Annotated in this window: 20 protein-coding genes and 2 pseudogenes; 8 read left to right on the top strand and 14 right to left on the bottom strand. The window is 58.5% G+C overall.

Annotated features, from left to right (window positions below):
• Positions 1-38: 38 nt before the first annotated feature.
• The 4 genes from gsiC to SBC1_RS26740 are packed head-to-tail and all read left to right on the top strand — an operon-like array spanning position 39 to position 3,795.
• Entirely contained in the window at positions 39-959 is a 921-nt protein-coding gene (gsiC, locus tag SBC1_RS26755; protein ID WP_165100402.1) for a glutathione ABC transporter permease GsiC, read from the top strand.
• A 7-nt stretch (positions 960-966) separates the two neighbouring features.
• Positions 967-1,875 (top strand): glutathione ABC transporter permease GsiD, encoded by a 909-nt coding sequence (gene gsiD, locus SBC1_RS26750; protein WP_165100405.1) that lies wholly within the window; start codon positions 967-969, stop codon positions 1,873-1,875.
• The gene (locus SBC1_RS26745) at positions 1,872-2,942 is read left to right on the top strand and encodes a P1 family peptidase (protein ID WP_165100408.1); all 1,071 of its coding nucleotides are present in this window, start codon (positions 1,872-1,874) and stop codon (positions 2,940-2,942) included. The genes gsiD and SBC1_RS26745 overlap by 4 nt, the downstream gene beginning before the upstream one ends.
• Before the next feature lie 19 nt (positions 2,943-2,961).
• The gene (locus SBC1_RS26740; RefSeq protein ID WP_165100429.1) at positions 2,962-3,795 is read left to right on the top strand and encodes a M55 family metallopeptidase; all 834 of its coding nucleotides are present in this window, start codon (positions 2,962-2,964) and stop codon (positions 3,793-3,795) included.
• An 82-nt stretch (positions 3,796-3,877) separates the two neighbouring features.
• Here the strand turns inward: SBC1_RS26740 and SBC1_RS26735 are convergent, their stop codons facing one another.
• The 3 genes from SBC1_RS26735 to SBC1_RS26725 all read right to left on the bottom strand — a co-directional run bounded on the left by SBC1_RS26735 (position 3,878) and on the right by SBC1_RS26725 (position 7,791).
• Positions 3,878-4,792 (bottom strand): PhzF family phenazine biosynthesis protein, encoded by a 915-nt coding sequence (locus SBC1_RS26735; RefSeq protein WP_165100432.1) that lies wholly within the window; start codon positions 4,790-4,792, stop codon positions 3,878-3,880.
• A 123-nt stretch (positions 4,793-4,915) separates the two neighbouring features.
• Positions 4,916-5,560 carry an ankyrin repeat domain-containing protein gene (locus SBC1_RS26730; protein ID WP_165100436.1) on the bottom strand — a complete coding sequence of 215 codons (645 nt, stop codon included), beginning with the start codon at positions 5,558-5,560 and terminating at the stop codon, positions 4,916-4,918.
• Positions 5,561-5,736: 176 nt separating this feature from the next.
• Positions 5,737-7,791, bottom strand: a complete 2,055-nt coding sequence (locus tag SBC1_RS26725; protein WP_165100439.1) for a M3 family metallopeptidase — start codon at positions 7,789-7,791, stop codon at positions 5,737-5,739.
• An 821-nt stretch (positions 7,792-8,612) separates the two neighbouring features.
• Here SBC1_RS26725 and SBC1_RS26720 point away from each other — a divergent pair.
• The 3 genes from SBC1_RS26720 to SBC1_RS40110 all read left to right on the top strand — a co-directional run bounded on the left by SBC1_RS26720 (position 8,613) and on the right by SBC1_RS40110 (position 12,087).
• Positions 8,613-9,011, top strand: coding sequence for a hypothetical protein (locus tag SBC1_RS26720; protein ID WP_165100443.1), 399 nt, complete (start codon positions 8,613-8,615; stop codon positions 9,009-9,011).
• A 64-nt stretch (positions 9,012-9,075) separates the two neighbouring features.
• Positions 9,076-11,385 (top strand): hypothetical protein, encoded by a 2,310-nt coding sequence (locus SBC1_RS26715; RefSeq protein WP_165100446.1) that lies wholly within the window; start codon positions 9,076-9,078, stop codon positions 11,383-11,385.
• A 360-nt stretch (positions 11,386-11,745) separates the two neighbouring features.
• Positions 11,746-12,087 carry a hypothetical protein gene (locus SBC1_RS40110; protein WP_241202174.1) on the top strand — a complete coding sequence of 114 codons (342 nt, stop codon included), beginning with the start codon at positions 11,746-11,748 and terminating at the stop codon, positions 12,085-12,087.
• A gap of 227 nt (positions 12,088-12,314) precedes the next feature.
• Here SBC1_RS40110 and SBC1_RS26705 read toward each other — a convergent pair whose 3' ends face one another.
• From SBC1_RS26705 to SBC1_RS26660, 10 genes and pseudogenes are all read right to left on the bottom strand, one after another.
• Positions 12,315-12,878, bottom strand: a complete 564-nt coding sequence (locus SBC1_RS26705; RefSeq protein WP_165100456.1) for a cytochrome b — start codon at positions 12,876-12,878, stop codon at positions 12,315-12,317.
• A 307-nt stretch (positions 12,879-13,185) separates the two neighbouring features.
• A pseudogene (locus SBC1_RS26700) lies at positions 13,186-13,587 on the bottom strand (aminotransferase class III-fold pyridoxal phosphate-dependent enzyme); the annotation flags it as partial.
• Positions 13,588-13,800: 213 nt separating this feature from the next.
• On the bottom strand, positions 13,801-15,249 hold the full coding sequence (locus SBC1_RS26695; protein ID WP_241201903.1) for an ISNCY family transposase: 1,449 nt from the start codon (positions 15,247-15,249) through the stop codon (positions 13,801-13,803).
• A gap of 236 nt (positions 15,250-15,485) precedes the next feature.
• The gene (locus tag SBC1_RS26690) at positions 15,486-16,211 is read right to left on the bottom strand and encodes an amino acid ABC transporter ATP-binding protein (RefSeq protein ID WP_165100459.1); all 726 of its coding nucleotides are present in this window, start codon (positions 16,209-16,211) and stop codon (positions 15,486-15,488) included.
• A complete protein-coding gene (gltK, locus tag SBC1_RS26685) occupies positions 16,208-16,885 on the bottom strand; it encodes a glutamate/aspartate ABC transporter permease GltK (protein ID WP_165086161.1) in 678 nt (225 codons plus the stop codon). Before gltK ends, SBC1_RS26690 begins: the two co-directional genes overlap by 4 nt.
• Positions 16,885-17,625, bottom strand: coding sequence for an amino acid ABC transporter permease (locus tag SBC1_RS26680; RefSeq protein WP_165989055.1), 741 nt, complete (start codon positions 17,623-17,625; stop codon positions 16,885-16,887). The genes gltK and SBC1_RS26680 overlap by 1 nt, the downstream gene beginning before the upstream one ends.
• Before the next feature lie 216 nt (positions 17,626-17,841).
• The gene (locus tag SBC1_RS26675) at positions 17,842-18,636 is read right to left on the bottom strand and encodes an aldolase (RefSeq protein WP_165100465.1); all 795 of its coding nucleotides are present in this window, start codon (positions 18,634-18,636) and stop codon (positions 17,842-17,844) included.
• Between the two features lie 126 nt (positions 18,637-18,762).
• Positions 18,763-19,668, bottom strand: a complete 906-nt coding sequence (locus tag SBC1_RS26670) for a glutamate/aspartate ABC transporter substrate-binding protein (RefSeq protein WP_165101608.1) — start codon at positions 19,666-19,668, stop codon at positions 18,763-18,765.
• Positions 19,669-19,790: 122 nt separating this feature from the next.
• Complete coding sequence (locus tag SBC1_RS26665; protein WP_165100468.1) at positions 19,791-20,714, bottom strand: ornithine cyclodeaminase family protein; 924 nt, start codon at positions 20,712-20,714, stop codon at positions 19,791-19,793.
• The gene (locus SBC1_RS26660) at positions 20,711-21,616 is read right to left on the bottom strand and encodes a PhzF family phenazine biosynthesis protein (RefSeq protein WP_165100471.1); all 906 of its coding nucleotides are present in this window, start codon (positions 21,614-21,616) and stop codon (positions 20,711-20,713) included. Before SBC1_RS26660 ends, SBC1_RS26665 begins: the two co-directional genes overlap by 4 nt.
• 489 nt (positions 21,617-22,105) lie before the next feature.
• On the opposite strand from SBC1_RS26660, the gene SBC1_RS26655 reads away from it, so the two are divergent.
• Entirely contained in the window at positions 22,106-22,924 is an 819-nt protein-coding gene (locus SBC1_RS26655; protein WP_165989053.1) for an AraC family transcriptional regulator, read from the top strand.
• 358 nt (positions 22,925-23,282) lie between these two features.
• Here SBC1_RS26655 and SBC1_RS26650 read toward each other — a convergent pair.
• Positions 23,283-24,676 (bottom strand): annotated as a pseudogene (locus SBC1_RS26650) (ISKra4 family transposase).
• Positions 24,677-24,686 lie beyond the last annotated feature (10 nt).

Here is a 24,686-nt window from a genome sequence, read left to right as displayed (position 1 = left end):
TCGGGCCACGGCGGCTGCATGACAGCCGGATCGCCTTCATGCTGAACTTTCTCGTCAAACGTCTCCTGGGCCTGCTGCCGACGCTTTTTATCGTCGCCGTGCTGGTCTTCCTGTTCGTGCATCTGTTGCCGGGGGACCCGGCGCGTCTTGCCGCCGGTCCCGAAGCCGACGAGGCCACTGTCGCTCTGGTACGCAGCGACCTCGGTCTCGACAAACCGCTGCCGCAGCAATTCGTGCACTTTTTCTGGCGCATTGCGCACGGCGACTTCGGCGTCTCGACACGCAGCAAACGGCCCGTCAGCGCCGAGATCGGTGAACGCTTCATGCCGACCTTGCTGCTGACGTTGGTGAGCATGGTGTGGGCGGTAGTCTTTGGGATGGCGGTGGGGATAACGTCGGCGGTATGGCGTAATCGATGGCCGGACCGCCTCGGCATGACGCTGGCGGTATCGGGTATTTCATTCCCCGCGTTTGCACTCGGCATGCTGCTGATGGAAATCTTTTCGGTACAACTGGGCTGGCTACCGGTAGTCGGCGATGGCTCATGGAAAAGCTACGTGCTGCCTTCGCTGACGCTTGGCGCAGCGGTTGCCGCGGTCATGGCGCGCTTCACGCGTGCGTCGTTCGTCGAAGTGATGCACGAGGACTTCGTGCGCACCGCGCGCGCCAAGGGCGTGCCGGAGTGGCTGGTGATCGTAAAGCACAGCCTGCGCAACGCGATGATTCCAGTCGTCACCATGATGGGGCTCCAGTTCGGCTTCCTGCTAGGCGGCTCCATTGTGGTCGAGGTCGTGTTCAACTGGCCGGGACTCGGGCGCCTGCTGATCGATGCCGTTTCCATGCGCGACTATCCGGTGATCCAGGCAGAAGTGCTGTTGTTTTCGCTTGAGTTCATTGTCATCAATCTGGTTGTCGACGTGCTGTATGCCGTCATCAATCCGACTATCCGTTTCAAGTGAGGTCCGCATGAGCACGACAAGCAGCAAGGTAAATATCGTGGCGCCCGAAACACAGGCAGACAGCGCGATCCGCACGCCCTGGGGCGAGTTCTGGCGCAAGTTCCGCAAGCAACACGTAGCGCTCGCAGCGGGCGTCGTGGTGCTGCTGCTCGTGGTGGTCGCGATCGTGGCGCCGCACATTGTTCCGTACGATCCGGAGAACTATTTCGACTACGACGCGCTGAACGCAGCGCCATCCATGGCGCATTGGTTTGGCGTCGATTCATTGGGTCGGGACATCTTCAGCCGGATTCTTTCGGGCGCTCGCATCTCGCTTGCTGCGGGTTTCCTGTCGGTTGCCATTGGCGCTGCGATCGGCACTTTCTTCGGTCTGCTTGCCGGTTACTACGAAGGCTGGTGGGATCGCATCACCATGCGCGTGGCAGACGTCCTGTTCGCATTCCCGGGCATCCTGCTTGCGATCGGCGTGGTCGCCATTCTCGGCAACGGCATGGTCAACGTGATCTGCGCGGTGTCCATCTTCAGCATTCCGGCGTTTGCACGGCTCGTGCGCGGCAATACGCTGATGCTCAAGCGGCTGACGTATATTGAGGCGGCTCGAAGCATAGGCGCGTCGGACTGGACCATCATCATGCGGCATATCCTGCCGGGGACCATATCGTCCGTAGTGGTGTACTTCACGATGCGTATTGGTACCTCGATCATTACCGCGGCGAGCCTGTCGTTCCTCGGTCTTGGCGCACAACCGCCTACGCCGGAGTGGGGCGCCATGCTTAACGAGGCGCGCGCAGACATGGTGACGGCACCGCATATCGCGTTGTTTCCGAGTCTTGCCATTTTCGTGACCGTGCTGGCGTTCAACCTGCTCGGCGACGGTTTGCGCGACGCGCTCGATCCGAAGCTCGACCGGCCATGAGCGACACGCATTTGCCCCTCAAGCCCGCTATTGGCGCGTTGCCGAGCGGGCCGCTTGGGACTATCGCCGATGTAGCGGGCGTGACGGTCGGCCATTTCACGCTGGACGACGGACCGGTTCAAACCGGTGTGACGGTCATTCATCCGCATGGAGGCGATCCCGGGGGCGATCCATTTCGCAGCAAGGTGCCGGCTGCCGTAACCGTGATCAACGGCTTCGGCAAGAGCATCGGTCTCATGCAGGTTGACGAACTCGGCGTGCTGGAGACGCCGATCGCGTTGACCAATACGTTTGGTGTCGGGGCGGTCGCTGAGGCGCAGATTCGCGCAACGATCCGTGCCAATCCGCAAGTCGGACGCGAATGGCCGACGGTGAATCCGCTCGTGTTTGAATGCAACGACGGTTACCTGAACGATATCCAGGCGCTGGCGGTCAGAGGCGAACACTACCTGCGAGCGAGCGACGCGGCAAGCATCGAGGTAGCCAGCGGCTCGGTGGGTGCGGGGCGCGGCATGTCGTGCTTCGACCTGAAGGGGGGCATAGGCACGGCTTCGCGCGTGGTATCTGTCGCGGGGAAGACGGTCACCGTGGGTGCTTTGGTGCTCGCTAACTTCGGCCGACTGCCTATGCTCACGCTCGCAGGCAAACCCATCGGCCGGATACTGGCGGAGCGCAACGCCCATGCTACTGCTACCAAACCTGAGCAGGGCTCGATCATCATGATCATTGCCGTGGACGCTGCGCTCGACGCACGCCAACTGAAACGCTTATCCATGCGCGCCGCAGCCAGTCTGGCGCGGACCGGTTCAGTCTACGGACACGGCAGCGGAGATATCGCATTGGCCTTCTCGACGGCCTACACGGTGCCCCACGACGCCAGCCTCATTACTCCGCCTCCCATCCTCGCCGATGCCCGCCTCGACCCGCTCTTCCAGGCCTGTGCGGATAGCGTCGAACAAGCTATTGTCGACGCGCTCTGGAGCGCTACCTCGCTGTCGGGCCGCGATGGCCATCGACGTCTTTCATTACTCGACGCGGCGCCGGATATCGCGCGGCTGCTCACCTGACCTGGCCTTTATCTTCCCCATGAACGTCCTGATTTCAGTCGATATAGAAGGCATCGCGGGTGTGTTTAATCCCGAGCAAACGCGTGCGGGCAATGGCGAATATGAACGCGCTCGACGCTGGATGACGCTTGAGGCAAATGCCGCGATACAAGGAGCATTTACGGGCGGCGCAACCCGGGTCTGGGTCAACGATTCGCACGGCGGATTCCGCAACTTGCTGCCGGATCTGCTCGATACCCGCGCGCAAGTCGTGCTCGGAAAACCCCGGACACTCGGCATGATGGCGGGGCTGGAATACGGAGCCGAACTCGTATTCATGATCGGATACCACGCGATGTCGCAGAGCCGCGGCATTCTGGCCCACACCGTTAATAGCTTCGCGTTTGCGCGGGTGTTGTTGAACGGCGTGGAGACCGGTGAAGCAGGGTTGTATGGCGCACTGGCTGCGCAATACGGTGCGCATGTCGTGCTGCTTTCAGGCGACGATGTTTTCGCCGAGGAAACGCGAGCACAATTCCCGGATGCCAGCTTCGTCGTTACCAAGAACGCGACCGGTCACGCGAGTGGCGTGACACAGACGCCGGAAAGCGCGTGCATGGCGATCGAGCGCGCGGCGCGCGCGGTTGTTGAGCGTCATGTGGTGGAGGGCACGATTCGAGATGCCGCGCGCGTGTCATCCGCACCCGTTGAATGCGAACTGCGTGTGCAGACTACTGCGCTTGCCGATCTGTTTTGTCAGTGGCCGTCGCTGACGCGAGTGGATGGTGTGACGCTGCGCTTTAACGCAGCGTCCGTCGAACATGTGGTGCGTATGTTGAACTGCTTGTCGGCGATGTCGTTCATGCTGCGGTGAGGGGGCGGAGGCTTGCGCCGTGCATTGCAGAACGTTCCATGTCGAATTGACTGCCAGCCTCAAGCCTCGCCGACGCGTCCGTCTAGTCAGAAGACGCGAGCCAAAACGATCCTTCCATCACGCTGACACATTTACCGCCAATGCGAACCCTTGACTTGCCGTTGTCAGTATCCACGCTGGCGATCAAGACGCTCGGCCGCCCCATGTCTACGCCTTGACCCACGCGCAGCACCAGATCCGACTGCCCGCGGACCTGGGCGACCAGTGCGGCCATGGCTCCGGTTGCGCTCCCGGTCGCCGGGTCTTCTGTCATGCGGGGCGTGAACATGCGGGCTTGCAGATCGCAGTCCGCGTTAGTCGCGTCCCGGCCTGCATCGCGTGTATAGGCGTAGATAGACACAGCGCCGTCAATGGGCAGCAAGCCTTTATAAGCGATGAGGTTCGGTGTACACCGGCGGAGCGCATCCCGGGACGCAAGTTCAACAACGACGAATGGGAGGCCGACCGAGGCGACCTGTGGTGGGTGAGCGTCGACCAGGATATCGGCGGGATCCAGGGAAAGACAAGCGGCCACGCGGTCTTGCGGCACTTGCGACAGCCGGACTAACGGCTCTGGCGCAATGAGTTCCGCTCCGACCAGCTTCCCGTCCTCTTTCAGTTGCGTGACAGGAACGAGGCCCGCGGCTTCCTCAAACACGAGTTGATCTCGCAGAGGCGTCTGACCCGATGCCGCCCGCGCAGCCAGTACAAACGCCGTACCAATGTTCGGATGTCCGGCGAAAGGAATTTCACGGCTCGGCGTAAAAATTCTTACCCAGGCCGTGTTGGCGGGATCGCGGGGTGGCAATACAAATGTAGTTTCGCTATAACCAAATTCGACAGTAATCGCCTGCATCTGGCTCGTCGACAAACCTTCTGCGTCCAACACGACAGCGACCGGATTGCCTTTGAATTTTTCGTCCGTGAATACATCTGCCGTGACATAGCGACGGTTCATGAGTGCCTCCAGGGTTCATTAAGCTCACCAACGACGAACCGCCATTATTGCGTGATGAACCGTCAAGGCGCCCTATACAGATGGGCGAGGATGGATCGGGCCAGTCGCTCTGATTCAATGCGCTCACGTACGGCTGGTCTGCATGCCGCTCTTCAGATGCTCCAGCCGGTCAATGATTGCTTTGGGCAGGCGCCTTGCCCGCGCAATGTCCACCGCGTCGCGGCCGGCGGAATCCGCTATTGACGGGTCCGCTCCCGCTTTGATCAGGAGATCCAGTGTCTTGAGCCGCTTAAGCCGGGCGGCATAGAAAATGGGTGTCTCACCATGCGCCCTGAGATCAAGCTCCGGTTTGGAGTTCAGCAGGGTGCGACATAGAAGATCATCGTCGCGCCATACTGCCGCCCAAAGCGAATAGCTTGCGTTTGCGCCACGCTGCAAAAGGAACCGGACCAGCGGCAGGTTTTCGCCCCGGGCGACGGCATACCAAAGGGGCGTTGCGCGGAAATCGCCTTCGTCCTCGTTCATAGGGACTTCCCGTTCGAGCTCCGCACCCGCCTCCAGAAGCGTTGTAACGGTCCTGATTCCGTCCGGCTCGGCGAGTTGAGGATTGCCGCCGGGCTTGACTGCACAAGCCCGGTGGAGGGCCGTACGTCCTTGGGGATCGGTTACCTTGACAAGCTCCGGCGCCAAGGCCAGATTCGCTGCGACCGAGGCGGCATCCCACCTGGCGGCCGCAGCAAAAAGTGATGTTCTGGAAGGCTTCGCCATCTCCGAGTCCTGTATTCGGCTACCGCCAAGCGTGACGCCCCGTCATGCCGGCAGAAGTTACGCTTGCTGTGACGTTCGCTGTGACGTTCGCCACTTCCCACGAAGCGATGCATGCCGGAACTCCTGCCTCGGTGTGGCAACTCGGAAGCTTGAGGCGCAGCTTGGCAAAGACCGCTTCACTCAGTTCGCAGCAATCCACGTTTGCGCAACATTGGCTCGGCGCGTGGATCGCGGCCACGAAAAGCGCGGAACGCCGCACCCTGTTCGCGGCTGTCACCGGCGCTGTACACGTACCGGTGCAGCTTGTCCGCTAGCGCGGGATCGAATGCGTCGCAGGCTTCTTCGAAGGCATCGAACGCATCAGCTTCCAGGACCTCTGCCCACATGTAGACGTAATACCCCGCGGCATAATATCCGCCGCTGAAGATATGGCCAAAGTGCGGCAGCCGGTGGCGCATACCCACCTCGCGCGGTACGCCCAGACGCTCCCGCTCGGCTATCTCGAACCGGGCGATGTCGATGCCCGCAGGATCGCTCTGCTGATGCAACGCCATATCGATCAAGGCTGACGATGTGTAGGCGACCGTCTCAAACCCCTGGTTGAAAGTCTGGGAAGCTCTGATGCGTTCGATCAGCGCAGCCGGAATAGGTTCGCCAGTCGTCACGTGACGCGCGTGCTTCGCGAGCACTTCCGCTACCGTGGCCCAGTTTTCCATCAACTGCGAAGGAAGTTCCACATAGTCTTGCGGGACATTGGTACCCGACAGACGACCGTAGTTCACATCAGACAGCAAGCCGTGCAAGCCGTGGCCGAACTCATGAAACAGCGTGCGTACGTCATCGAAACTCAGCAGCGTCGGACCATCGTCGGTGCGCGCGAAGTTGTTGTTGTTCACCACGATCGGCGTCACATTTCCGCCATTACGCCTTTGCCTGCGATAAACATGCATCCACGCGCCGCCTTGTTTATTGGGCCGGGAGTAGTTGTCACCAAGGAAAATGCCCACCAGTTCAGCTCCGCGGCGCACCTCCCAAAGGCGCACGTCCGGGTGATACAGCGACACGCCGGTCTTCTCGTGGGTTTGCTCCATGAACTGCACGCCGAACAGGCGCTCCGCGCAATCGAACATGGCGGCAAGCATGGCGTCCAGGCTGAAGTACGGTTTCACTTGCGCATCGTCGAGTGCGTAGCGGCTAACCCGTACCTTCTCGGCGAGGTAGTACCAGTCCCACGGTTCAATGTCGGTAGGTTCACCCAGCGCGGCCGCCTGCGCGGCCAGCGCCTGGCGCTCCTGTTCAACGCTGGCCTTCGCCGGCTCCCATACCTGGCTAAGCAGTGCATGGACCGCTGACGCTGTGCCCGCCATGCGATCGGCAAGCGCGTAATCGGCAAAGTTCTCGTAGCCGAGCAAACGTGCTTGTTCTTGCCGCAGCATCAGGATGTCGCGAGCGATCGGCCGGTTATCGCGTGCCGGGTTTTCTCCACGGCTAGTCCAGGCGCGCCATGCCGTCTCGCGCAGATCACGGCAGGTGGACCACGTGAGAAAGGGCTGCATCAGCGAGCGCGAGAGCGTGATCACGTAGCCCTCTACACCGCGGTCCTTTGCGGCGCTGCGTGCCGATTGGCGCAGGAAATCAGGCAATCCGGCCAGGTCCGCTTCCGATGTCAACGGCAACTGGTAGCTGGATTCGTCCGCGAGTATGTTTTGCGCGAACTGCGTTTGCAGATCAGCGAGCCGCGTGGCGATGGCCGCGAAACGCTCCCGGTCGGGCCCTTGCAGCGTGGCGCCCGTACGGACGAAATCCGTATGCATGCGTTGCAGCAAACGCCGCTGCTCTTCGCTGAGATCCAGCACGGTTGCTTGCTCGCGGACAGCGTCGAGCCTCGCGAAGAAACCGGCGTGCATGGCGACCTTGCTGTCGTGTGCGGCCAGCAGCGGCGCCATCTCGCGCTCTACCGCCTGCAACGCGGCCGGCGACTCGGAAGCGCACAGGTTTTCGAAGGTCAGGCGCACACGATCAAGCGTGGCGCCGGCCGCATCGAACGCGGCCACGGTGTTGTCGAATGTCGGCGCGGCCTGATTGCCAGCAAGGGCATCAATTTCCGCGAGATGTTGCTCGAAGAGCACCGCGAATGCGGGCGCGAAGTGTTCGGACTGGATCTGCTGGAAGGGCGGCAGTTGGTAGGGCGTTTGCCAGTCCTGCAGCAGCGGGTTGCCGTTGTCGGTCATGCTGATCCGCCTGTCGGGTATTGAGGGTCGCGAAGTGGACATCATATGACATCGCGGTCGAGCGTCTTCGATCTCGCTGGTCCTTCTTTTGATTTCATATCAAGCGCCCATAGCGTCCGATTGCAGTCGATGGCCCGCTAACCGATGCTTTAAATAAAACGCGGAAAATGCGGCGCCTTCGTTGCATCGCACTCGCAACTTGAGCTTGCAGAAATGCGGCGGTATGCGCGGCTGCTCAGCGCGCGCCCAGACCTTGGGCTGATCGTTAAAGGGGCGAAATTCGGCGAGGTGTTTCGAAAGTATTTAGTAATAGAGCGTCCCTGTAGCGGGCTCCGTCTTAGCGAATGGATTGCCGGCTTAGTCCGGCGTTCAATAGAAATACATCCGATGGCTAGGCCGCATTGAGCAGATAAGCCATAGCATCACGGGCCACTGCTAGCGAACTATTCTGTCCCATCTCTGCGACGCGCATCCTGGGGCGGACCCGCATATGAACTGTCGAGGGCATGCCTTAGACAACCTCCGCCGCAGCGCTAAGCTTCATCATATTTTCGATAAATATTATGAATTGTTTGATAAAACGCTAAGACCATTTATCATCCGGTCAACTTGCATTGAGCGTCTGCGGTGCGCTGAAAAACATGCTGGAGTGGAAGCAGTCAGCTAGTGCTGATTGTCGAGATCGCCCTTAGCGAGCGCATGGCGGTCGCACAAACGCGGCGTTTAAGATCTGCGTTTTCACATGTTTCACATGTTAGTGAGTAAGCATGCTGCAGTTGTGAATTGAGCCCAAACAATGTGTGGCGTGGAGACAAAAGCGAATGCCCAAGCTCGGTGACCCGACGAAAAATATGAATGGCCCCTTGGCCATTGCTCCCGTGGGACAACTAAATGAGCTGCGCCAATCAAACTATCCGCACCTGTGGTTTCAGCAATACGCGCCCAAATCCAAACTCGGGCGTCATTCGATTAATTCTTCATACAATATAACCAGAAATTTTCAAGCGCTCCTCGATACCAGCTCAATTGATGCTGGCAGTTGGCTTAGGAAAATTGCCCGTTCTCAAGTGCGCCGGTATGGCGCAGGCGCGGGCGAAAAATATTGCCTGCTTGATGAGCTTGCGGTGAGCAGCGGGCGTCTCCCGTCCAGGTTTATTCCAGCAACACGACTGCCATTTCGTGCAAGGCGCTGTCTTCTGCGGAAATCGCACTGCATCTGAAAAATGCTGGACTCCCGCCTGGCCGGGCCGGGAGTTTTTTATCTTTCCGCACCGAAAATAAACGATGATAAAACTCAATAGAGTTTCGATGTTTGTTGTGATCAGCAGCGTCATCCTGAGCGCCTGCGGGGGCGGCGGAGGGGGCGCTGACGCCGGTGGGTCAGGTCAGCCCAACGGGGTTTCAGGCTCCGCAAGTAGCCCTGCTTCTGCCAGCGCACCGGCGGGCGCTTCGTCCGGTTCCGCCAGCTCAAGTAACCCCGCCTCGGCTTCAACATCTTCGGGCGGTGCCGCGGGTACATCCACCTCAGCGGCGACCACACCCGCGCAAGGCACATCAGTGGCGGGCGCCATCATCATGCCTCTGGAAGTGATGAGCGCCGCCGGCGGCAATATCGTTAGCACGACGCTCACTGTCCCAAGCGGCGCATCGGCTAAAGTCCTGACCATGAAGGTCAACAATTTATCGTACGACGCTAAAGGTTCCGTTCAGATAAATGGCGGTCCCTGGATCGATTTAACCAACGCAAACGTCACGGTGCTTGGCAATGCGAAATTGTATGGCGGCATAGGAGGCGGCTACGACACCATTAGCTTGAACGTGTCTGTCTCCGGCGCGGTCAATGGCAACAACGTTATTAATTTCCGATTCAACACAACCGATGGTGTCAGTTCCGGTTACCGGGTTTTATCGTTTAACTTGCAGGATGTCTCGGGACAAAACTTGATCTCGGCCAACAACTTCACTCAAGACGATCCCACCCAATGGACCGCGCCGCTTCCGGGAGCGAGCGATATAAGCGCAGGCCAGGCGTTGTGGCAAAGCGCTACGTTGATCGACTCGCCAATCAACGCCGGCCAGCAACTCAAGGCTCATTGCATGGACTGTCACGCCGCCAGCGGAAGTGACTTGTTTAAATTCAACTATTCGAATAATTCCATTGTTGTCCGAAGTGAATACCACGGTTTGACTCAAAATCAGGGCCTGCAAATTGCTAGCTATATTCGCAGCCTGTCGAGCCGGTACCCAACCCCGGGCGTCAATTGCAGACCGTGGAACCCGCCTTATCAACCCGGCCCGGGACTGGACAGCGCTCCGGTCAGCGACTGGACATGCGGGGCCGGCGTAGATGCGGTGTCCGAGAACGATCTGGACACGCTCGCCGCGATCTTCCCCAACGGAATAAATGCAGCCACCATCGCGACCAAAGGGCACATCAATATCAGGGAAATACCCATCGGTTTTCAGTTGCCCGATTGGAATCACTGGGTCCCGCGTATCCATCCGAAAGATGCGTGGGGCGACTATTTCACCAACAGCAATCTAAACAAGTTATACGCCGGAGAGGGCACGGGGAACGGCACATACAATATGAAAACCCAGCTTGCTAACGGCGGAACTCCCTACGCTCAAGGCAAGACGGGCGATATATTTAACGACCTTTATTACTGGGGTGTCGCGCTCGGCGAAGATTTCGCTCCACCAAATGCGGGCGTGTCCGGAAATTATACGATTCCCCAACAGGAAAATCTCTATGGGACGGTGCAATGGCAGCTTTTGAAGTCGTGGGAGCTCGCCCAGGACTATTCGCTGGAGGTAAACTGCCCGGCCGCATGGGTCAATGAAGAGCAGGCTCCGAAAGCTGAAGCGCGAGGCTGGTGCGGATATTGGCGATTCATATTCAATGTCTCCCCGCATATACAGGGATTCCCGCCCAATAACAGCATGTTCGGTAGTGCCGTTGGCCACTATGTGAAGGCCAATCAATGGTATTACCTGCAGATCTTGCTGAACCCTGGATCAGGCGCGCATAACGTTCATTTGCCGACAGACTGGCAATACGCGTATGGCTTGCTCAACAACCTGTATCAAAGCAGCGGCCGAGCCGAGCCGATCAGGAACTTCCTGTACGTCTTGAAGGGTGCCCAGGAAATGGATAACGGCGTGGGGGTCACCAACGTCGACCGTGGCTGGACGATTCGCGATTCCAGTCCTCTCGATGTGTGGAATGGCGGCCAAAGCGGCGTATGGAACGGTACGAGCTTGGCGACGGAGCAAGCGGTTGTGGGCGCATTCCTGTCGAACTGGATGGATACCACAACAAGCTTCAACATCAACTCGTGGCAGCGCGAAGGCCAGGCGAACGCGGTGCCTGGCGAGACGACCTGCTATTGGAGCATGAGGAGCTTATGTGAGATCAACTATGTTCACGGGACGTTGTCCGGCGGCACTGTTGAGAATTTCCCCACCTGGACGTGGAACCAGATCCCCCTCATGCAAGGGGAGGGAATCGATAAAACCCAGGTCAATCGGCTGGCGACGTGGCTGAACACCGCGTATCCGAGCAGCAACTACCTGAGCCTGCTTCAGAACTGATCAAGGTCTGAACGTCAGGGGGCAGGTGCTTGAAGACGTGTTTAGCGGTGGCGTTACCGCGCCGCTTTCGCAGCATTATCAACTTTTTACAACTATTTATATGTCGTAGGAAGTGCACCGGTTGCCGCGACAATACCCTTGATCACGGCAACGTCCCCGAGTAGCGTCGTGGCAGGGCGGTTTCAAAGACATGCCTTGTTTGGTTGCCGGATTTGGCGGTCAATTGGGCGCATCGTGAGATGTTAGTGATGCGCGCGCATCACGGGAAGTCCCTTGCCGTGGTCAGGAGTGTTCGAGCGTGCGGGTGAGACGATCTAAGCCGACTTGAGCGGGTATGGCAAGGGCGACACGCAGTTCGGTATGATCCGCTCGTATCTCGTGCTGGAGAACTTGCTCGCGGATGGCGAGCCTGTGGCCATGATCAATTTCGACGTTGCGACGTCGCCGTACCGCATCCGCGGCGAGCCGTACTTCGACGCGGCGATGAAGGTCCTCGTCATCGGCTATCGCGTGTATCCGAGGCTTGCTGACGAGCAGGAAGACATTTCCCCTCGTGCGCGAACCTTCTGTGCCGCCTCGCCGGGAAAGATTTCATCTTCGCCGGACGTGAGAGCCGTCATGATCGCAGCGGCAACAGCTTTGGGGGACACCTTGGGCTGGGGCAAGCTCGCGCTCATAGCTGTATCCATTGGTCCAGGGTAGACGCCGATCACCCGCATGCCCCACGGCCGCAATTGAGCACGCATGCCTTGGGTCAAGGAGTGAGCCGCAGCACCGCTCGCGCGCCACGAACGAGCAAGGCGCGCAGGTGGATCGATATTCGTTCCGTGAGTTCTATTACTCGCCAGCTAACTTCATGTCCACGCCATGCGGGTCTCACAAATTTCTGCAAGGCCGACTAAATAGATCAGTGATACTGATCACCGAACCTACAGCATCCGACGCAAAACATCGTTACTGGGATCCGCGTCGACGAAGCGATGCTTCAAGGCACCGAGGACATGCAAAATTATGAGCACCAGCAACGTATAAGCTAACGTCCTATGCAACCATTGAAATACTCTAAACCAGTTGTCGTTTTTAGGCAGTAGCTCCGGTAAGTGGACTAGAAAGAAGGGTACACCATCGCTTTGAGTGTAGGTGCTTGACATGGAATAACCCATCAACGGCACCACGATTGCTAAACCATACAGCAAGTAGTGAGCTACCTTCGAGCATTTCTTTTCCCAAGTGGCAAGTCCTGCCGGCGGCGCCGGAAGACGTTTCCTGGAGCGGATCACCAACTGCACCAAGACGAGCAGAAGGGTCAAAATTCCAAACTGCTTATGTGTTGGGTAGTACCAGTCGAACTTGGCGGGCAGGTTGTCGTTCAGCCCAACCATCGTCCATCCCGTCCATAGCTGCGCGGCGATCAGCATCGCCCTGGCCCAGTGGAGTAGTCGAAGTACGAGCGGGTACCTGTCTACCACGTTGTAGCTAGCTTGAGTTTCCATGTCTCCTTGTCCACCTCGAAAATATAGACGCAATGACGGGAACTACGATCCTTATGATTCGGGCATTCCGTTCGGGAATTGACCGACACGGAGTGTAAAACCACCCAGCAGGCCACAAGGGCTACGGTATTGAGTCGACGTTCGTCGAGCACGCCGAGGCCAAAGTGAGCCGGTCATTGCCGAAAATGAGGCAGGACGACGACAGCTTGTCTGCTTGTTCTGAATCGCGAGGATGTAAAACACGAGCGCCCACTGGGGCGTTCGTGCACGTGCAGGACAAGCTCTAGCCGCTTGCCCAGCGTGGATTTCAACAGCATTCTTCCAGAGCTTCACGCAAAGCCCGAGCCATAAGGTCTGCTTCCTCAAGTTTCAGAGTTAGCGGCGGGGACATTACGACCTTGTTGGCGATTGCGCGTACCAATACGCCGCGTGTGCGCGCGGCATCGGCCACGCGCGCCGCAAACCCCTCGCTTGGATTGAGCGGCGTTCGACTGGCCTTATCGGTCACGAGGTCCAGCGCCAACATCAGGCCTTTGCCGCGTACATCGCCCAGGGTTGCATATTCCTCCCGTAATGGAAGCAGTTGCTCGAGCAAATGCTTGCCCACCCGGGCCGCGTTGGCAGGCAGATCTTCGGATTCGACGATGTCGAGTACCGCGAGAGACGCCGCACAGGCGAGAGGATGGCCACTATACGTATAGCCGTGCACCCATTGTGGTGGACGTAAATGTACCTTCAAAGAAAAGGCAAATTTCTTCCGGATGTAAAAGTCCAGACAAAGAACTTTTTTGGACTTTTACGTTTAAAAAGTCGCTTTCCAAGGATTTGGGCGGACTTTTAGGTTCGAGAACTGCTAGAACCGGACATTTCTAAAAAGCCCTGACAACTTTGTCGAGGCCAGATACAGATGTCCGCCTCTGGGCTAAATTGAAATGTCCGGTTTTGGGTTGAGAATTATCTCTGTAGAAGGCAGTTTCCCCACCGCGGCTGCCTGTATTTCAGAGGTTCGCAAGATCATCGCGTTCAGGTCAATTTGCTTGAGTTCGCGCTGCTTACGCGTGCCGCTCTTGCGCATCTTCGACCGGACTTCTTCGCCGCTATTCGTGCGTGATGGCGCGGCTCCAATACGCCGGTTGTCGCGCTCTGTTTGCACCTGCCGAGACAGCGCGAGGATGTGGCCAAGGCGCTTGTTATCGATCTCAGCACCTTGGTCTACATCCGAGAGCCGATCGTACTGGCGATAGGTCAGGGCAGTGCCATTGGCCACGATCTCGATGCGACCATCCGGGTACTCGTATACGTCCAGATAGTGATGAATCAGCGCTCGGGTCACGGGCGAATCATCGAGCAGGTAGAGCACCCGATCGTATTGCACGGTCAGTGTGGCCGACACGCAGCGCGATGCGCGAGACGTTAAAACCGAATCCAGGTCCTCGTCGTCGCGCAGTGGTCTATGAGCGTTGTAGTCGCTCTTCGGAGCCTTGCCAAACCGGTTGTTAAAGTCCGCGATGAAGTGGGGCGCATAAGCATTCGCGGCCTCCTGCGTGTCGATTCCGCGCAGCCGCAACTCCTTCACGAGCCGATCCTGCAAGGTCAGATTGGCGCGCTCCACGCGCCCCTTGGCCTGGCTGCTGTTGGCACAAAAGGTGTCGACATTGAGTTCGTACAAGGCCCGGCCGAACTGCGTTATTCCCTTGTCAGCGGTGCTTTTGTGATTAGCCGAGAATACGCTGGCTTTATCGCTGTAGAGCGCCATGGGCTTACCATGCTGCTCGATATAGCGTCGCGTCGCTTCGAAATAACTGAAGGTCGACTCGGTCGCGGTGAAGTGCAGCGTCATCAGCCGGCTGGTGGCGTCATCAATAAACACCAGCAACGTGCACGCCGGCGCGCGCTCCTCGAACCAGCGGTGATCGCTGCCGTCGATCTGGATCAGCTCGCCCAGGCACGAACGCCGGTTCCTCGGCTGGTGGATCTTGGGTGGACGTTGTCGGCGCGGCGTCCATAAGCCCGCGTCGATCATCAAGCGCCTGACCGTCTCCTTGGCCAGCTTCAGGTGGTGGCACTCACGCAGTTTCTCGCAGGCGAGCGTCGGACCGAAATCCGCGTACCGCTCACGGATGATCGCCACGGCGCGCACGGCGAGCCCAGCATCGATCCGGTGATTGCTCGGCTTGGCACAGCGGCCCGAGATCAGCCCAGGCGGCCCTTGCTCGCGCAGGCGTGCTGCCAGGCGTCGAACCTGACGCGTCGTCAACGACAGCCGCTCGGCGGCACGCCACGGCTTGAGCAGCCCCTCGACCACCGACTGAATCACTTTGAACCGGTCCAACTCGCGCATCGTCATGGTGATTCTGTCCGTCGCCGCCATCGTAGCCCCCGGCGCCGTGGGAATCGACGCCGGGTAAGCTTATGCCGCCCGAAAGCGGACATTTGAATCTAGCTAAAAGCGGACATTACAACTTAGCTGCTACATACTTAAATGTTGATAATTTATATTATGTCAATTTAAACGCAAGTGGGTGTCTATAACGATACCCCGAGGTCTGCGTGCGTGAAACCGTTGCCTGGCAGTTCACCTGAACGCGACGAAGCCAGATCAGACGATCAATGCAGAATCTTGGCCAAAAAGTCCTTGGCCCGATCCGACTTCGGATTCTCGAAGAACGCTTCCTTCTTGTCGTCTTCCACAATGAAGCCCTTGTCCATGAAGATCACGCGATGCGCGACCTTCTTCGCAAAGCCCATTTCGTGCGTCACGCACATCATGGTCATGCCTTCCTGCGCGAGTTCGACCATGACGTCGAGCACTTCGTTGATCATCTCCGGGTCCAGCGCGGACGTGGGTTCATCGAAGAGCATGGCGATCGGATCCATCGATAACGCCCGTGCAATCGCCACCCGCTGCTGCTGCCCGCCGGAAAGCTGGCCGGGGAACTTGTCAGCGTGCGTGCTTAAGCCCACGCGCTCCAGCAGCTTCAATCCCTTGACCGTTGCTTCGTCCTTCGAGCGTCCCAGCACCTTGATCTGAGCCAGCGTCAGGTTCTGCACGATCGTCAGATGCGGGAACAGTTCGAAGTGCTGAAACACCATGCCGACCTTCGAGCGCAGCTTCGACAGGTTGGTTTTCTTGTCGCCAATCGACTGCCCGTTGATCGTGATCTCGCCCTTCTGGAACGGCTCGAGTCCGTTCACGGTTTTAATCAGCGTCGACTTGCCCGAGCCCGAAGGACCGCACACCACCACTACTTCGCCTTTTTTGACTTCCGTCGTGCAATCGGTGAGCACTTGAAACGGGCCATACCATTTCGAAACATTCTTGAGTGAGATCATCGAGCGACCTTTTTCTGAAGACTTTTGACGAGACCGGATGCGGCCAGGCACACCACGAAATAACAGGCGCCGGCGAACAACACCATTTCGACGGTCGTACCGTCGCGATCACCCACATTCGTTGCCGTGCGGAAAAAGTCCGCGAGGCTGATCACATACACCAGCGACGTATCCTGGAACAATACGATAGCCTGCGTGAGCAGCAGCGGCACCATCGCGCGAAACGCCTGCGGCAGCACAATCAGCCTCATGGACTGCGTGTACGTCATGCCGAGCGCGAACGCCGCGTTCACCTGCCCGCGCGACACCGCCTGAATGCCGGCACGGATGATTTCCGAATAATACGCGGCCTCGAACAGCGAGAACGCGACCATGGCGGAAGCAAGCCGGATATCGATTTCCGGCGATAACCCCAGCACATTTTGCAGGAATTGCGGCACGATCAAAAAGAACCACAGCAACACCATCACGAGCGGGATGGAACGGAACAGCGTCACATACCCCTTCGCGAACCATTCAAGCGGCTTGATGCCCGACAAGCGAAACAACGCGAGCACGGTGCCCCAGAGAATCCCGAACACAAGCGCAAGCACCGTGATCTTGAAGGTGATAATGGCGCCGGTCCACAGCGTGGGCAGCGAACTCAGCACACTGCTCCAATTGAAATGATGCATCACTTGCCTCCAATGTAGCCGGGCAACCGGGTTTTGGCTTCGACCCAGCGCATCAGTTGCATGACGACCAGATTGATCAGCATGTAGGCAAGCGTCACGGCGATGAACGACTCATACGACTGCGCGGTGTAATCCACAAGCTGTCGCGCCTGTGCCGACAATTCAAGCAAGCCGATAGTCGATGCCACCGCGGAGTTCTTGAACACGTTCAAAAACTCCGACGTCAGCGGCGGCACGATGATCCGGTAGGCGACGGGCATCAGGATGTATCGATACGTCTGCCATTCGGTGAAGCCCATCGCGAGACCGGCGGCGCGCTGTCCGCGCGGCAAGGCGTTGATGCCCGAGCGCACTTGCTCGCACACGCGTGCTCCGGTGAACAACCCGAGGCAGATGATGGATGACGAATAGAACTGCGCGTTTGGCGGCAACTGCTTGAACCAGTTGCCGATGGAAACAGGCAGCAATTCCGGTATCACGAGATACCAGATGAAAAACTGCACGAGCAGCGGGATATTACGAAAGATGGCGACATAACCGGTGCCAATAGCGGCCAGCTTCCTGTTGGGCACGGTGCGCAGAATGCCGAACAACGAGCCGACCACCAGCGCTACGACCCATGACGCGAGCGACACGGTAACGGTCACCCAGAAACCGGAAATGAGCCAGCCGAGATAGGTTGTCGGCTCGCCGGTTGATACAGGGCTTAGGAAAACGCCCCAATTCCAGTGGTAGGACATCTTGAGTTCCAGGGTACGGATTGACCTTTAAGTCATGCGGTAGCGTGGCTCGGCGGGTCTTGATGGCGGCTGGCTCATGAAACGTGGCGAAGCTGGCGTGCCTCGCTGTAGGCGCCACGTGGCGTCCGAATGGTCATGGACATGAACGCTGATACTCCAAATCGGATAACGCGCCGGCGGCCGCTCCAGAATCCAGCAAAGCCGTGCATTCCGAGTTTAAAGTGCGTAATCGGGATCGTGTTTGTTCAGGATTCGCTTGATGCTCTCGAGATGACGGCGCGCGCTTTCACGGCCGCCCGAGCGCATCTGCCGATAAGTCTGCTCGGCCATGTCGCGATCGATCAACTGTAACGGAAGCCCCGTCGACAGTGCCAGTCGCTGAACCTCGCAGGCTCGCTCCAGGTAGTACATGTCGTCCCATGCGTCCGCAATGCTGCTGCCTAAAATCATCACGCCATGATTCTTCATGAACACCACGTCGGCAGTGCCAATAGCATCGGCAATCCGATCGCCCTCGGTCTCATCGAGCGCGAGTCCGTTGAAGAGCGGATCCACGGCGGTTCTGCCAAAAAACTTGAGCGCCGTCTGCCCGGCCCAAAGCAGCGGAGCACCCTGCACCATCGTCAATGCGGTCGCGTTCGGCATGTGCGTATGGAAGGCGACCTTGATCCGTGGTTGTCCTAGATGTACGCGTGCATGAATGTAGAACGCCGTGATTTCGGGGATACCCTCCCCCTCTATGACATTGCCATAAAGGTCACATACCAGCAGGTTCGAGGCAGTGATCTCCTCGAACGCGTACCCGAACGCGTTCACGAGGAACAAGTCGTCGCGACCGGGAAGCACAGCCGACAGATGATTACAAACGCCCTCTTGCATGCCAAGCCGCGCCGCCATGCGGAAGCACGCTGCGAGATCGACTCTCGCTTGACGAATCGCGAGCGTGTCGAGTTCACCCGGCCGCACCTGCGCTCGTTGGGTCACCTTGTTTGTATCGAGGCCATGGGCCATGTATTTCCTCCTGGAGCGGTTTCGCGTTTCGCTTTCGTCACGTGCTCAGGCGACACCTGCGGTGGACGCCTGCAAGACACGAGGCTAGTGGCGCGAATGAAGCTTTGTCCTTTCGCGCCCCGACGTTTAATAGGCGGCTTGATCGTTCGGATTTGCGTAAAGCGCCCGCAGTTCCGGGCTCATCGCGAAATCGAAGTTGATATTTTTCGGCGGAACAGGCTTCTGGAACCACTTGGCGAACAAGCTATTGATGTCGCCTGACTTCATGGTCTTGGTCAGTGCGTCGTCGACCAGTTGCTTGAACTGCGGATCGTCTTTGCGCATCATGAACGCATAGGGTTCTTTAGATTGGGCGGTTCCGGTCACTATCCAGTCGGACGGTGTCGTTGCCAGGGTGCGCGCGCCATACAGCAACACATCGTCCAGCATGAAAGCCCTGGCGCGGCCGGTTTGCAAAGTCAGGAACGATTCCCCATAGTCTTTCGTAGAGATGATGCTCATATCCAGCTTCTTTTCGACGTTTAGATGACGCAGGATGGCTTCGGCTGTGGTGCCCGCGTTGGTCACGACGGTTTGATTGGCGAGATCGCTGAAATCCTTCACGCCGGAATTCTTGTTGACCAGCAACCGCGTGAGCGTTACGAAGAACGTATCTGAAAACGCAACCTGTTCATGCCGGGCGTTCGTGTTGGTGGTGACACCGCACTCGAGGTCGACCGTGCCGTTCTGTACCAGGACAATTCTGTTCTGGGAATTCACCGGAACCATGCGCACCTTAAGGTCGGGCTTGTTCAGCTTGACTTTGATGGCGTCGATAACCTTCTGACAAAGGTCCTGCGAAAAGCCAATGACATGTTGGTTTTCATCGTAATAGGAAAAGGGAATGGATGCTTCCCGGTGGCCAATCACGACAACGTCGGATTTCTGAATCTTGTCGAGCGTAGGCCCCAGGTCATCGGCAAACACTGATCTTGTGATCAATAAAAGGAATCCTAACGTTATATACGTGAATGTGCGATGAAAGGTATTCATTTGGGTCTCCCTGAAATGGTAGTTGGTCGGGTCGATGAGAGCAACCCTGCGCGCTCTCATGACGCGGTGGATGGATATAAAGATTGGAGAAAGAACGGTTGTAGCGTTCTTAGCGAGTTTGCTTATCGAGTTCTCTTGCCGAGTGTCAGATGGACGAGGTTGGCGATGGCTGCATCCTGTAAAGCCATGCCGACCGCCTTGTACACCACAATGTCGGCACAGTCGTCCCGGCGGACCATGCCGGCTTCGATCACGGCGCAAAGGTCAGTAATCTTTTTGGTTGCCAGCAATGTGGGCGGCGCAAGCGCCAGATCGCCGGACTCTGCGGGCGTTTGCACAAGCCAGTCGACCACGATGTCGGTGCTGCGGCTGATCGTTTCGTCGTCCATCTCGCGCTGGTCGGGACGCGTCGCACCAATGGCGGCAATGAAGCTGCCGGGCTTGAGCCACATACCTCGCATGACCGGGGTGGAAGAGCGCGTGGCGAGCACCACGATGTCCGATCCTGCCGCCTCCTCGGCTGAGGCCAGCGAAACGCGGACGTTGAACCGCTGCCTCAAGTCGACAGCGAGCCGCTCCGCACTTTCAATGTCGTTGCTGCGTATCAGTGCGTCTTCAATAGCGAACCGCGAGATCAGCATCTCGGCGTGAGCGCTCGCCTGCACACCGCTTCCGAATATGCCGATGCTCTTGCTCGCCGGTCTCGCCAGATGCTGCGCCGCGAGCGCTGTCGTCGCGGCTGTGCGGAAGCGCGTCAGCGCGTCGGCTTCCATCATGGCGAGCAGCCGTCCGTCGTCCAATGACATCAACGCGACGAAAAACGAGAACTGCCCGTCGAGCGTCGTGTACATCTTCACCGCCGCAATATTCGCCGATCCGAGCATGGCGGACATCGTGCTGAATTTCGCCGTGGGGATCGCAATGCGGCTTCGAACCTGCACGGCGGCATCGCCATGGGCCAGCTCGAGATAAGCATCGCGAAGCGCGTCGATAGCGCTCTGAGCCGATAGCGCCGAGCGTACCTCTTCATTCGTGTAGAAGTTCATGGTCTTTCCCGAAGCAACTCATCAGCCTGGTTACCAATCGGATCGTCGCATTGCACGGCGCCGCTGATCCAGCAACCCCGAGCAGTGTCGAGCGAATCTCTGAATTCAACGGAGATTTCCGATGGCCGGCCCATTGCCACGCCCTGATGAACGTGCACGCCGTCCGCATGCCCGGAGAGCAATCCATAGTGCCGGGCGCCGTACAGCAGTGCAGCCGCGGCAATGCCTGTCGCGACGTCCTCGGGATAGCCGGAAGAGCGCGGAAACTGCCGCGCCTGGAGCGCGTCCGATTTTTCTGCGTCGACAGCGAACGGATACAATCCAGTTGAATTCAACGAACTGCACAACGCTTCAACGCGTTCGAATTTCGGCCGTAAGGCATGCAACTGCGCCACGGACTTGAGCGGGATCAGCGTCTTAGTACGACTTGTGGTGGCGTTGACAATGCCGACCGGCAGCAGGTCGCTCGCCGATAAGTTCATCACATCGAGTGTCGCGGCCAGCAGGCCAGCATCGTCCACAGGCTGCACCACGCCTGCCGGCTGGCTGACTTCTATCACGTCGGTGACGGGCCGGATCCGCGCCTCGACGACACCGCTCCTGGTTTCGATCAATGCCCGCTTCGTGGTCCACACGCCTAGTTTTCGGAGAAGCCACAGCGCACCCAGCGTTGCGTGGCCGCACATTTCCATCTCGTGATTCGGCACGAAGAATCGGAACCGGAACGTGTGACTGGCGTCTTCGGGACGCAGTACGAAGGCGCTTTCGCGCCCGTGCTCCCCAGCGATCGAGCGCATCTCATTGTCGGACAGGCGATCCGCATTGAGGATGATCGGAGCGGGATTGCCGCCGTCTTTGCTTGCTGCGAAAACGCGTACCAGATGGATTTCATGCGCGCTCATAGACGCCCCCTTTCCGCTCGAACGGAGTTTGGGAGGCAACCGTCGAGGGCATGATTGCGCTGGTTGCGCTTATTCGAAACGGCGCGCGTACGACGCTGATCAGTGCGCGTCAGGCAAGGCTGCATGGAAACTCTGTAACCAACAATTAACAAGATCGACTCCTTTTATCCTGGCGCTAGGATGCGCGAGTCGATTTGTTTTTTCGCGCTCGCTTGGGCCATTGTTTGATAACAATCGGGCCATGACGGATCATTGGTCCGCCTGGTGGCTTTGTTTCAAGGGCTTTTGCGCTGGAAATACTTTCGGCGACGCCCCGCTTGATTGGCCTTATCCCGCTAAGCGAGAGGCTGCTCCGGCACTGAGGCAGGCAGAAAGAGGAACCGAAAGAACTTTTTGCCGGTGTTATGCTGCCTATCAGCGTCGCGTAGTAGGGCCGGCGCGTTCATTTAAGCGTTCACATTCTTGGCCGTTCGCGACGGAAAGCACGTCATGACATATCAAACCGCGTCCTCGCACATTTCTCCGGGCCATGTCTCGGCGGTGTGTCGTGTCGCGGAAACCGGATATTCAACCGCGTTGCACAAACACGAGGAATACATGTTCCTCGTGCCGCGGCGCGGCGTACTGGCGCTGTCGTCGGAAGCTAATGACCGGCCAGTCAAAATTGCCCCGGCCACGCTCGCAGTTGTCCGTCCCAGTCTTCTTCACGAAACGGGAAGTCACTGCACGGAGAACGAACATATCGCCGTGTATGTCGAGAGCGACTTCGTCTCCTACTGCGAGAAAAAAGCGAACAGAACGTTGTCCGTGAGCAAGGTCATGGTCTGCAGCGTCAATCGGTCCCTGCTCGGCGCAATCAGGCTGCAGAGCCAGCTTGCGGTTCACGAGCCCGACGACTTTTCGCGCGATCGGCAGGACCTGGTCGATCGTCTCGTGGCAACCGCGTGTGTCGAAGCGGGATTGAGTCCCGCGCTTCGCCCGGCCATTGTGGACAGACACAAGCACCTGATCGACGATGTCAAACTGTTCCTGAGCTCAACGCTAACGGAACAACTCGATCTCGATCGGATTGCCGACGAATTCTCTTTGTCCCGCCGCCATCTCACCCGCATTTTTCGTGAGTCGACGGGCGAAAGTATCGGCGATTATCAAACGCGGCAGCGCGTCGCACGTGCAGCAGAACTTCTAAGCGTGTCAGGCACCACGGTGCTGGCTGCATCGATGGCAGTTGGCGTCGAGTCTCCCTCTTATCTGGCCCGGCTTTTCATCAAGCACGGCCAGCCGCTTCCAAAAAGATTCAAGCCTTAGCGCCCCCCGCTCTAGAGGTTTGGCCGGGATTCGTTAAAAATCCGCCACATCTCAGCCTAAGCGGCTGATTTGAATGCGAAATCGATGGTCGAATCGAGCGGTGGAACGGGGCGCTGGAGATCCAGTAGATAGTCTCCGAACCGGTTGATGTGTTCCCGCCGGTACGGCGACAGCACCCTGAGCACCTCGGCGAGCTATGGGCCTTGCTCAAGCAAGATGGTTTGATCGCGGCGAATGCACTGAATCACCTTCACAACCCGTAAACACGCGCCGTGTTGTCATGGAATAGCCGAAGGCGGTCTTCCGGCGAGAACGGCTGAACGATTGCCTTGAAGGAGACCGCGCCAAAGCGGGGGCTCTACGCTGCGATATGGCGAGCATGATCGTTGCCTGCGAGCGCTGGATACCATCGCTCGAAGCATGATCGCAGATGCTCATTCAGGACGGCAGTCCTCACCTGCAGAAGGCCTTGCGCATGAGCCGGTCGCCACGCCATTGCTGCCGCTTCACAAAGCGCTTACTGACCACCTGGTTGACCGCCGACTCGACGAAGCTCGACGTGATCGGCTCGCCATGACGGTAGCGGTCCCCGTAGTTCACGATAAAGCGCTGGTTATTCTCGATGTAGCCGATGAACTCCTCCAGTCTGGCCAGCAACCTGGCCTCCTCGGGACTGCCATCCGTGGCGAGTTCCCAACCCAGGCTTTCAAGCCGCCGCAGTGCCGGATAGGGGCAGCCGTGCCAGAGGTGCCACTTTGCACTGCGCAGCCCATCAATCAGCACTTCGGCGCATGGCCGTTCGTCGCGGTCCGGCAGCCCCTTGATCATCTGTTCGAGATTTTGTACCCGCATGGCGACGTGAAACCAGTCGAGTACACAATCGCCAAAGTCGAGCTGGGCGCGGCGCACGGTGTCGCCTCCATCGGACAGGAAAGTCACCGGCTGATCCGCGGCGACGCCTTCCTGCGCGAGAAACGCCAGCATACGATCGACGGGCGCGTGCTCGAGTGTATGAACGTACGCGAAGCTGTGTCCGCTACCGTCGTCGCGCAGTGATTTCCCGACGACGACTTCGAACCAGCCGTCCTGTCGACTACTGTGCCCGGCGAGCCGGATATAGCCGCCGTCAATGCCGACAGCGCGCACTAAACTGTGCTGAGGAATGTTGCATCGGCCAGCAGGCAGATCTGTGCATCGCCGTTGCTCGACGGCGACCGCTGCCCTCGAGCTATCAAGGCGACGGCCCAGTGTGGCGACGCGTCTCCGGATCGTGGTGGCCGCCAGCACATGCTCAAGCGGTAACACCTCCCCCAGTACCCGGACGGTCAGCCCGCAGGACCTCAACGCGGCAAATTTGGCTTGCAAATACTGCAGCTCCGGACTCGTCCGCTCACGCAGGCAACGGGCCAGTGGACTGACGGACCGTCGCCCGCTTCCGGAACAACGGCACTGGTACAACCGCGGGCTGTCGATCGATAGCCGACCAAAGACGGAGCGGTAGACCAGCCGATGGTGGCCTTTGACGGTCAGACCGGAACCGCACTCCGGACACACGCTCATTCGAGCCATTGCCTCAGCGGCCTGGGCACCGATCATTGAACGCTGCAACCGGCCCAGCAGCGACTTCCCCTCGTCGAGATGCAAACCGAGTGAACCGGCATCGAAGCATACTCGCTCAAAGTGTGCAATCTCCGTGACGCTCGCTGGCTCGTCGACTTCCGTCCGAACTACAATCTGCACGCTGATCTGCATCGCAGCCTCC

The sequence above is a fragment of the Caballeronia sp. SBC1 genome, from assembly GCF_011493005.1.
Taxonomy (GTDB): domain Bacteria; phylum Pseudomonadota; class Gammaproteobacteria; order Burkholderiales; family Burkholderiaceae; genus Caballeronia.
Note: the sequence above shows the minus strand (reverse complement) of the source record. Positions and strands in the feature narration are given on the sequence as shown.

What these genes read in the sequence shown, in the direction of transcription:
- gsiC (WP_165100402.1), top strand. Translation starts at nt 39, where the DNA reads ATGCTGAACTTTCTCGTCAAACGTCTCCTGGGCCTGCTGCCGACGCTT.
- gsiD (WP_165100405.1), top strand. Translation starts at nt 967, where the DNA reads ATGAGCACGACAAGCAGCAAGGTAAATATCGTGGCGCCCGAAACACAG.
- SBC1_RS26745 (WP_165100408.1), top strand. Translation starts at nt 1,872, where the DNA reads ATGAGCGACACGCATTTGCCCCTCAAGCCCGCTATTGGCGCGTTGCCG.
- SBC1_RS26740 (WP_165100429.1), top strand. Translation starts at nt 2,962, where the DNA reads ATGAACGTCCTGATTTCAGTCGATATAGAAGGCATCGCGGGTGTGTTT.
- SBC1_RS26735 (WP_165100432.1), bottom strand. Translation starts at nt 4,792, where the DNA reads ATGAACCGTCGCTATGTCACGGCAGATGTATTCACGGACGAAAAATTC.
- SBC1_RS26730 (WP_165100436.1), bottom strand. Translation starts at nt 5,560, where the DNA reads ATGGCGAAGCCTTCCAGAACATCACTTTTTGCTGCGGCCGCCAGGTGG.
- SBC1_RS26725 (WP_165100439.1), bottom strand. Translation starts at nt 7,791, where the DNA reads ATGACCGACAACGGCAACCCGCTGCTGCAGGACTGGCAAACGCCCTAC.
- SBC1_RS26720 (WP_165100443.1), top strand. Translation starts at nt 8,613, where the DNA reads ATGCCCAAGCTCGGTGACCCGACGAAAAATATGAATGGCCCCTTGGCC.
- SBC1_RS26715 (WP_165100446.1), top strand. Translation starts at nt 9,076, where the DNA reads ATGATAAAACTCAATAGAGTTTCGATGTTTGTTGTGATCAGCAGCGTC.
- SBC1_RS40110 (WP_241202174.1), top strand. Translation starts at nt 11,746, where the DNA reads ATGATCCGCTCGTATCTCGTGCTGGAGAACTTGCTCGCGGATGGCGAG.
- SBC1_RS26705 (WP_165100456.1), bottom strand. Translation starts at nt 12,878, where the DNA reads ATGGAAACTCAAGCTAGCTACAACGTGGTAGACAGGTACCCGCTCGTA.
- SBC1_RS26695 (WP_241201903.1), bottom strand. Translation starts at nt 15,249, where the DNA reads ATGGCGGCGACGGACAGAATCACCATGACGATGCGCGAGTTGGACCGG.
- SBC1_RS26690 (WP_165100459.1), bottom strand. Translation starts at nt 16,211, where the DNA reads ATGATCTCACTCAAGAATGTTTCGAAATGGTATGGCCCGTTTCAAGTG.
- gltK (WP_165086161.1), bottom strand. Translation starts at nt 16,885, where the DNA reads ATGCATCATTTCAATTGGAGCAGTGTGCTGAGTTCGCTGCCCACGCTG.
- SBC1_RS26680 (WP_165989055.1), bottom strand. Translation starts at nt 17,625, where the DNA reads ATGTCCTACCACTGGAATTGGGGCGTTTTCCTAAGCCCTGTATCAACC.
- SBC1_RS26675 (WP_165100465.1), bottom strand. Translation starts at nt 18,636, where the DNA reads ATGGCCCATGGCCTCGATACAAACAAGGTGACCCAACGAGCGCAGGTG.
- SBC1_RS26670 (WP_165101608.1), bottom strand. Translation starts at nt 19,668, where the DNA reads ATGAATACCTTTCATCGCACATTCACGTATATAACGTTAGGATTCCTT.
- SBC1_RS26665 (WP_165100468.1), bottom strand. Translation starts at nt 20,714, where the DNA reads ATGAACTTCTACACGAATGAAGAGGTACGCTCGGCGCTATCGGCTCAG.
- SBC1_RS26660 (WP_165100471.1), bottom strand. Translation starts at nt 21,616, where the DNA reads ATGAGCGCGCATGAAATCCATCTGGTACGCGTTTTCGCAGCAAGCAAA.
- SBC1_RS26655 (WP_165989053.1), top strand. Translation starts at nt 22,106, where the DNA reads ATGACATATCAAACCGCGTCCTCGCACATTTCTCCGGGCCATGTCTCG.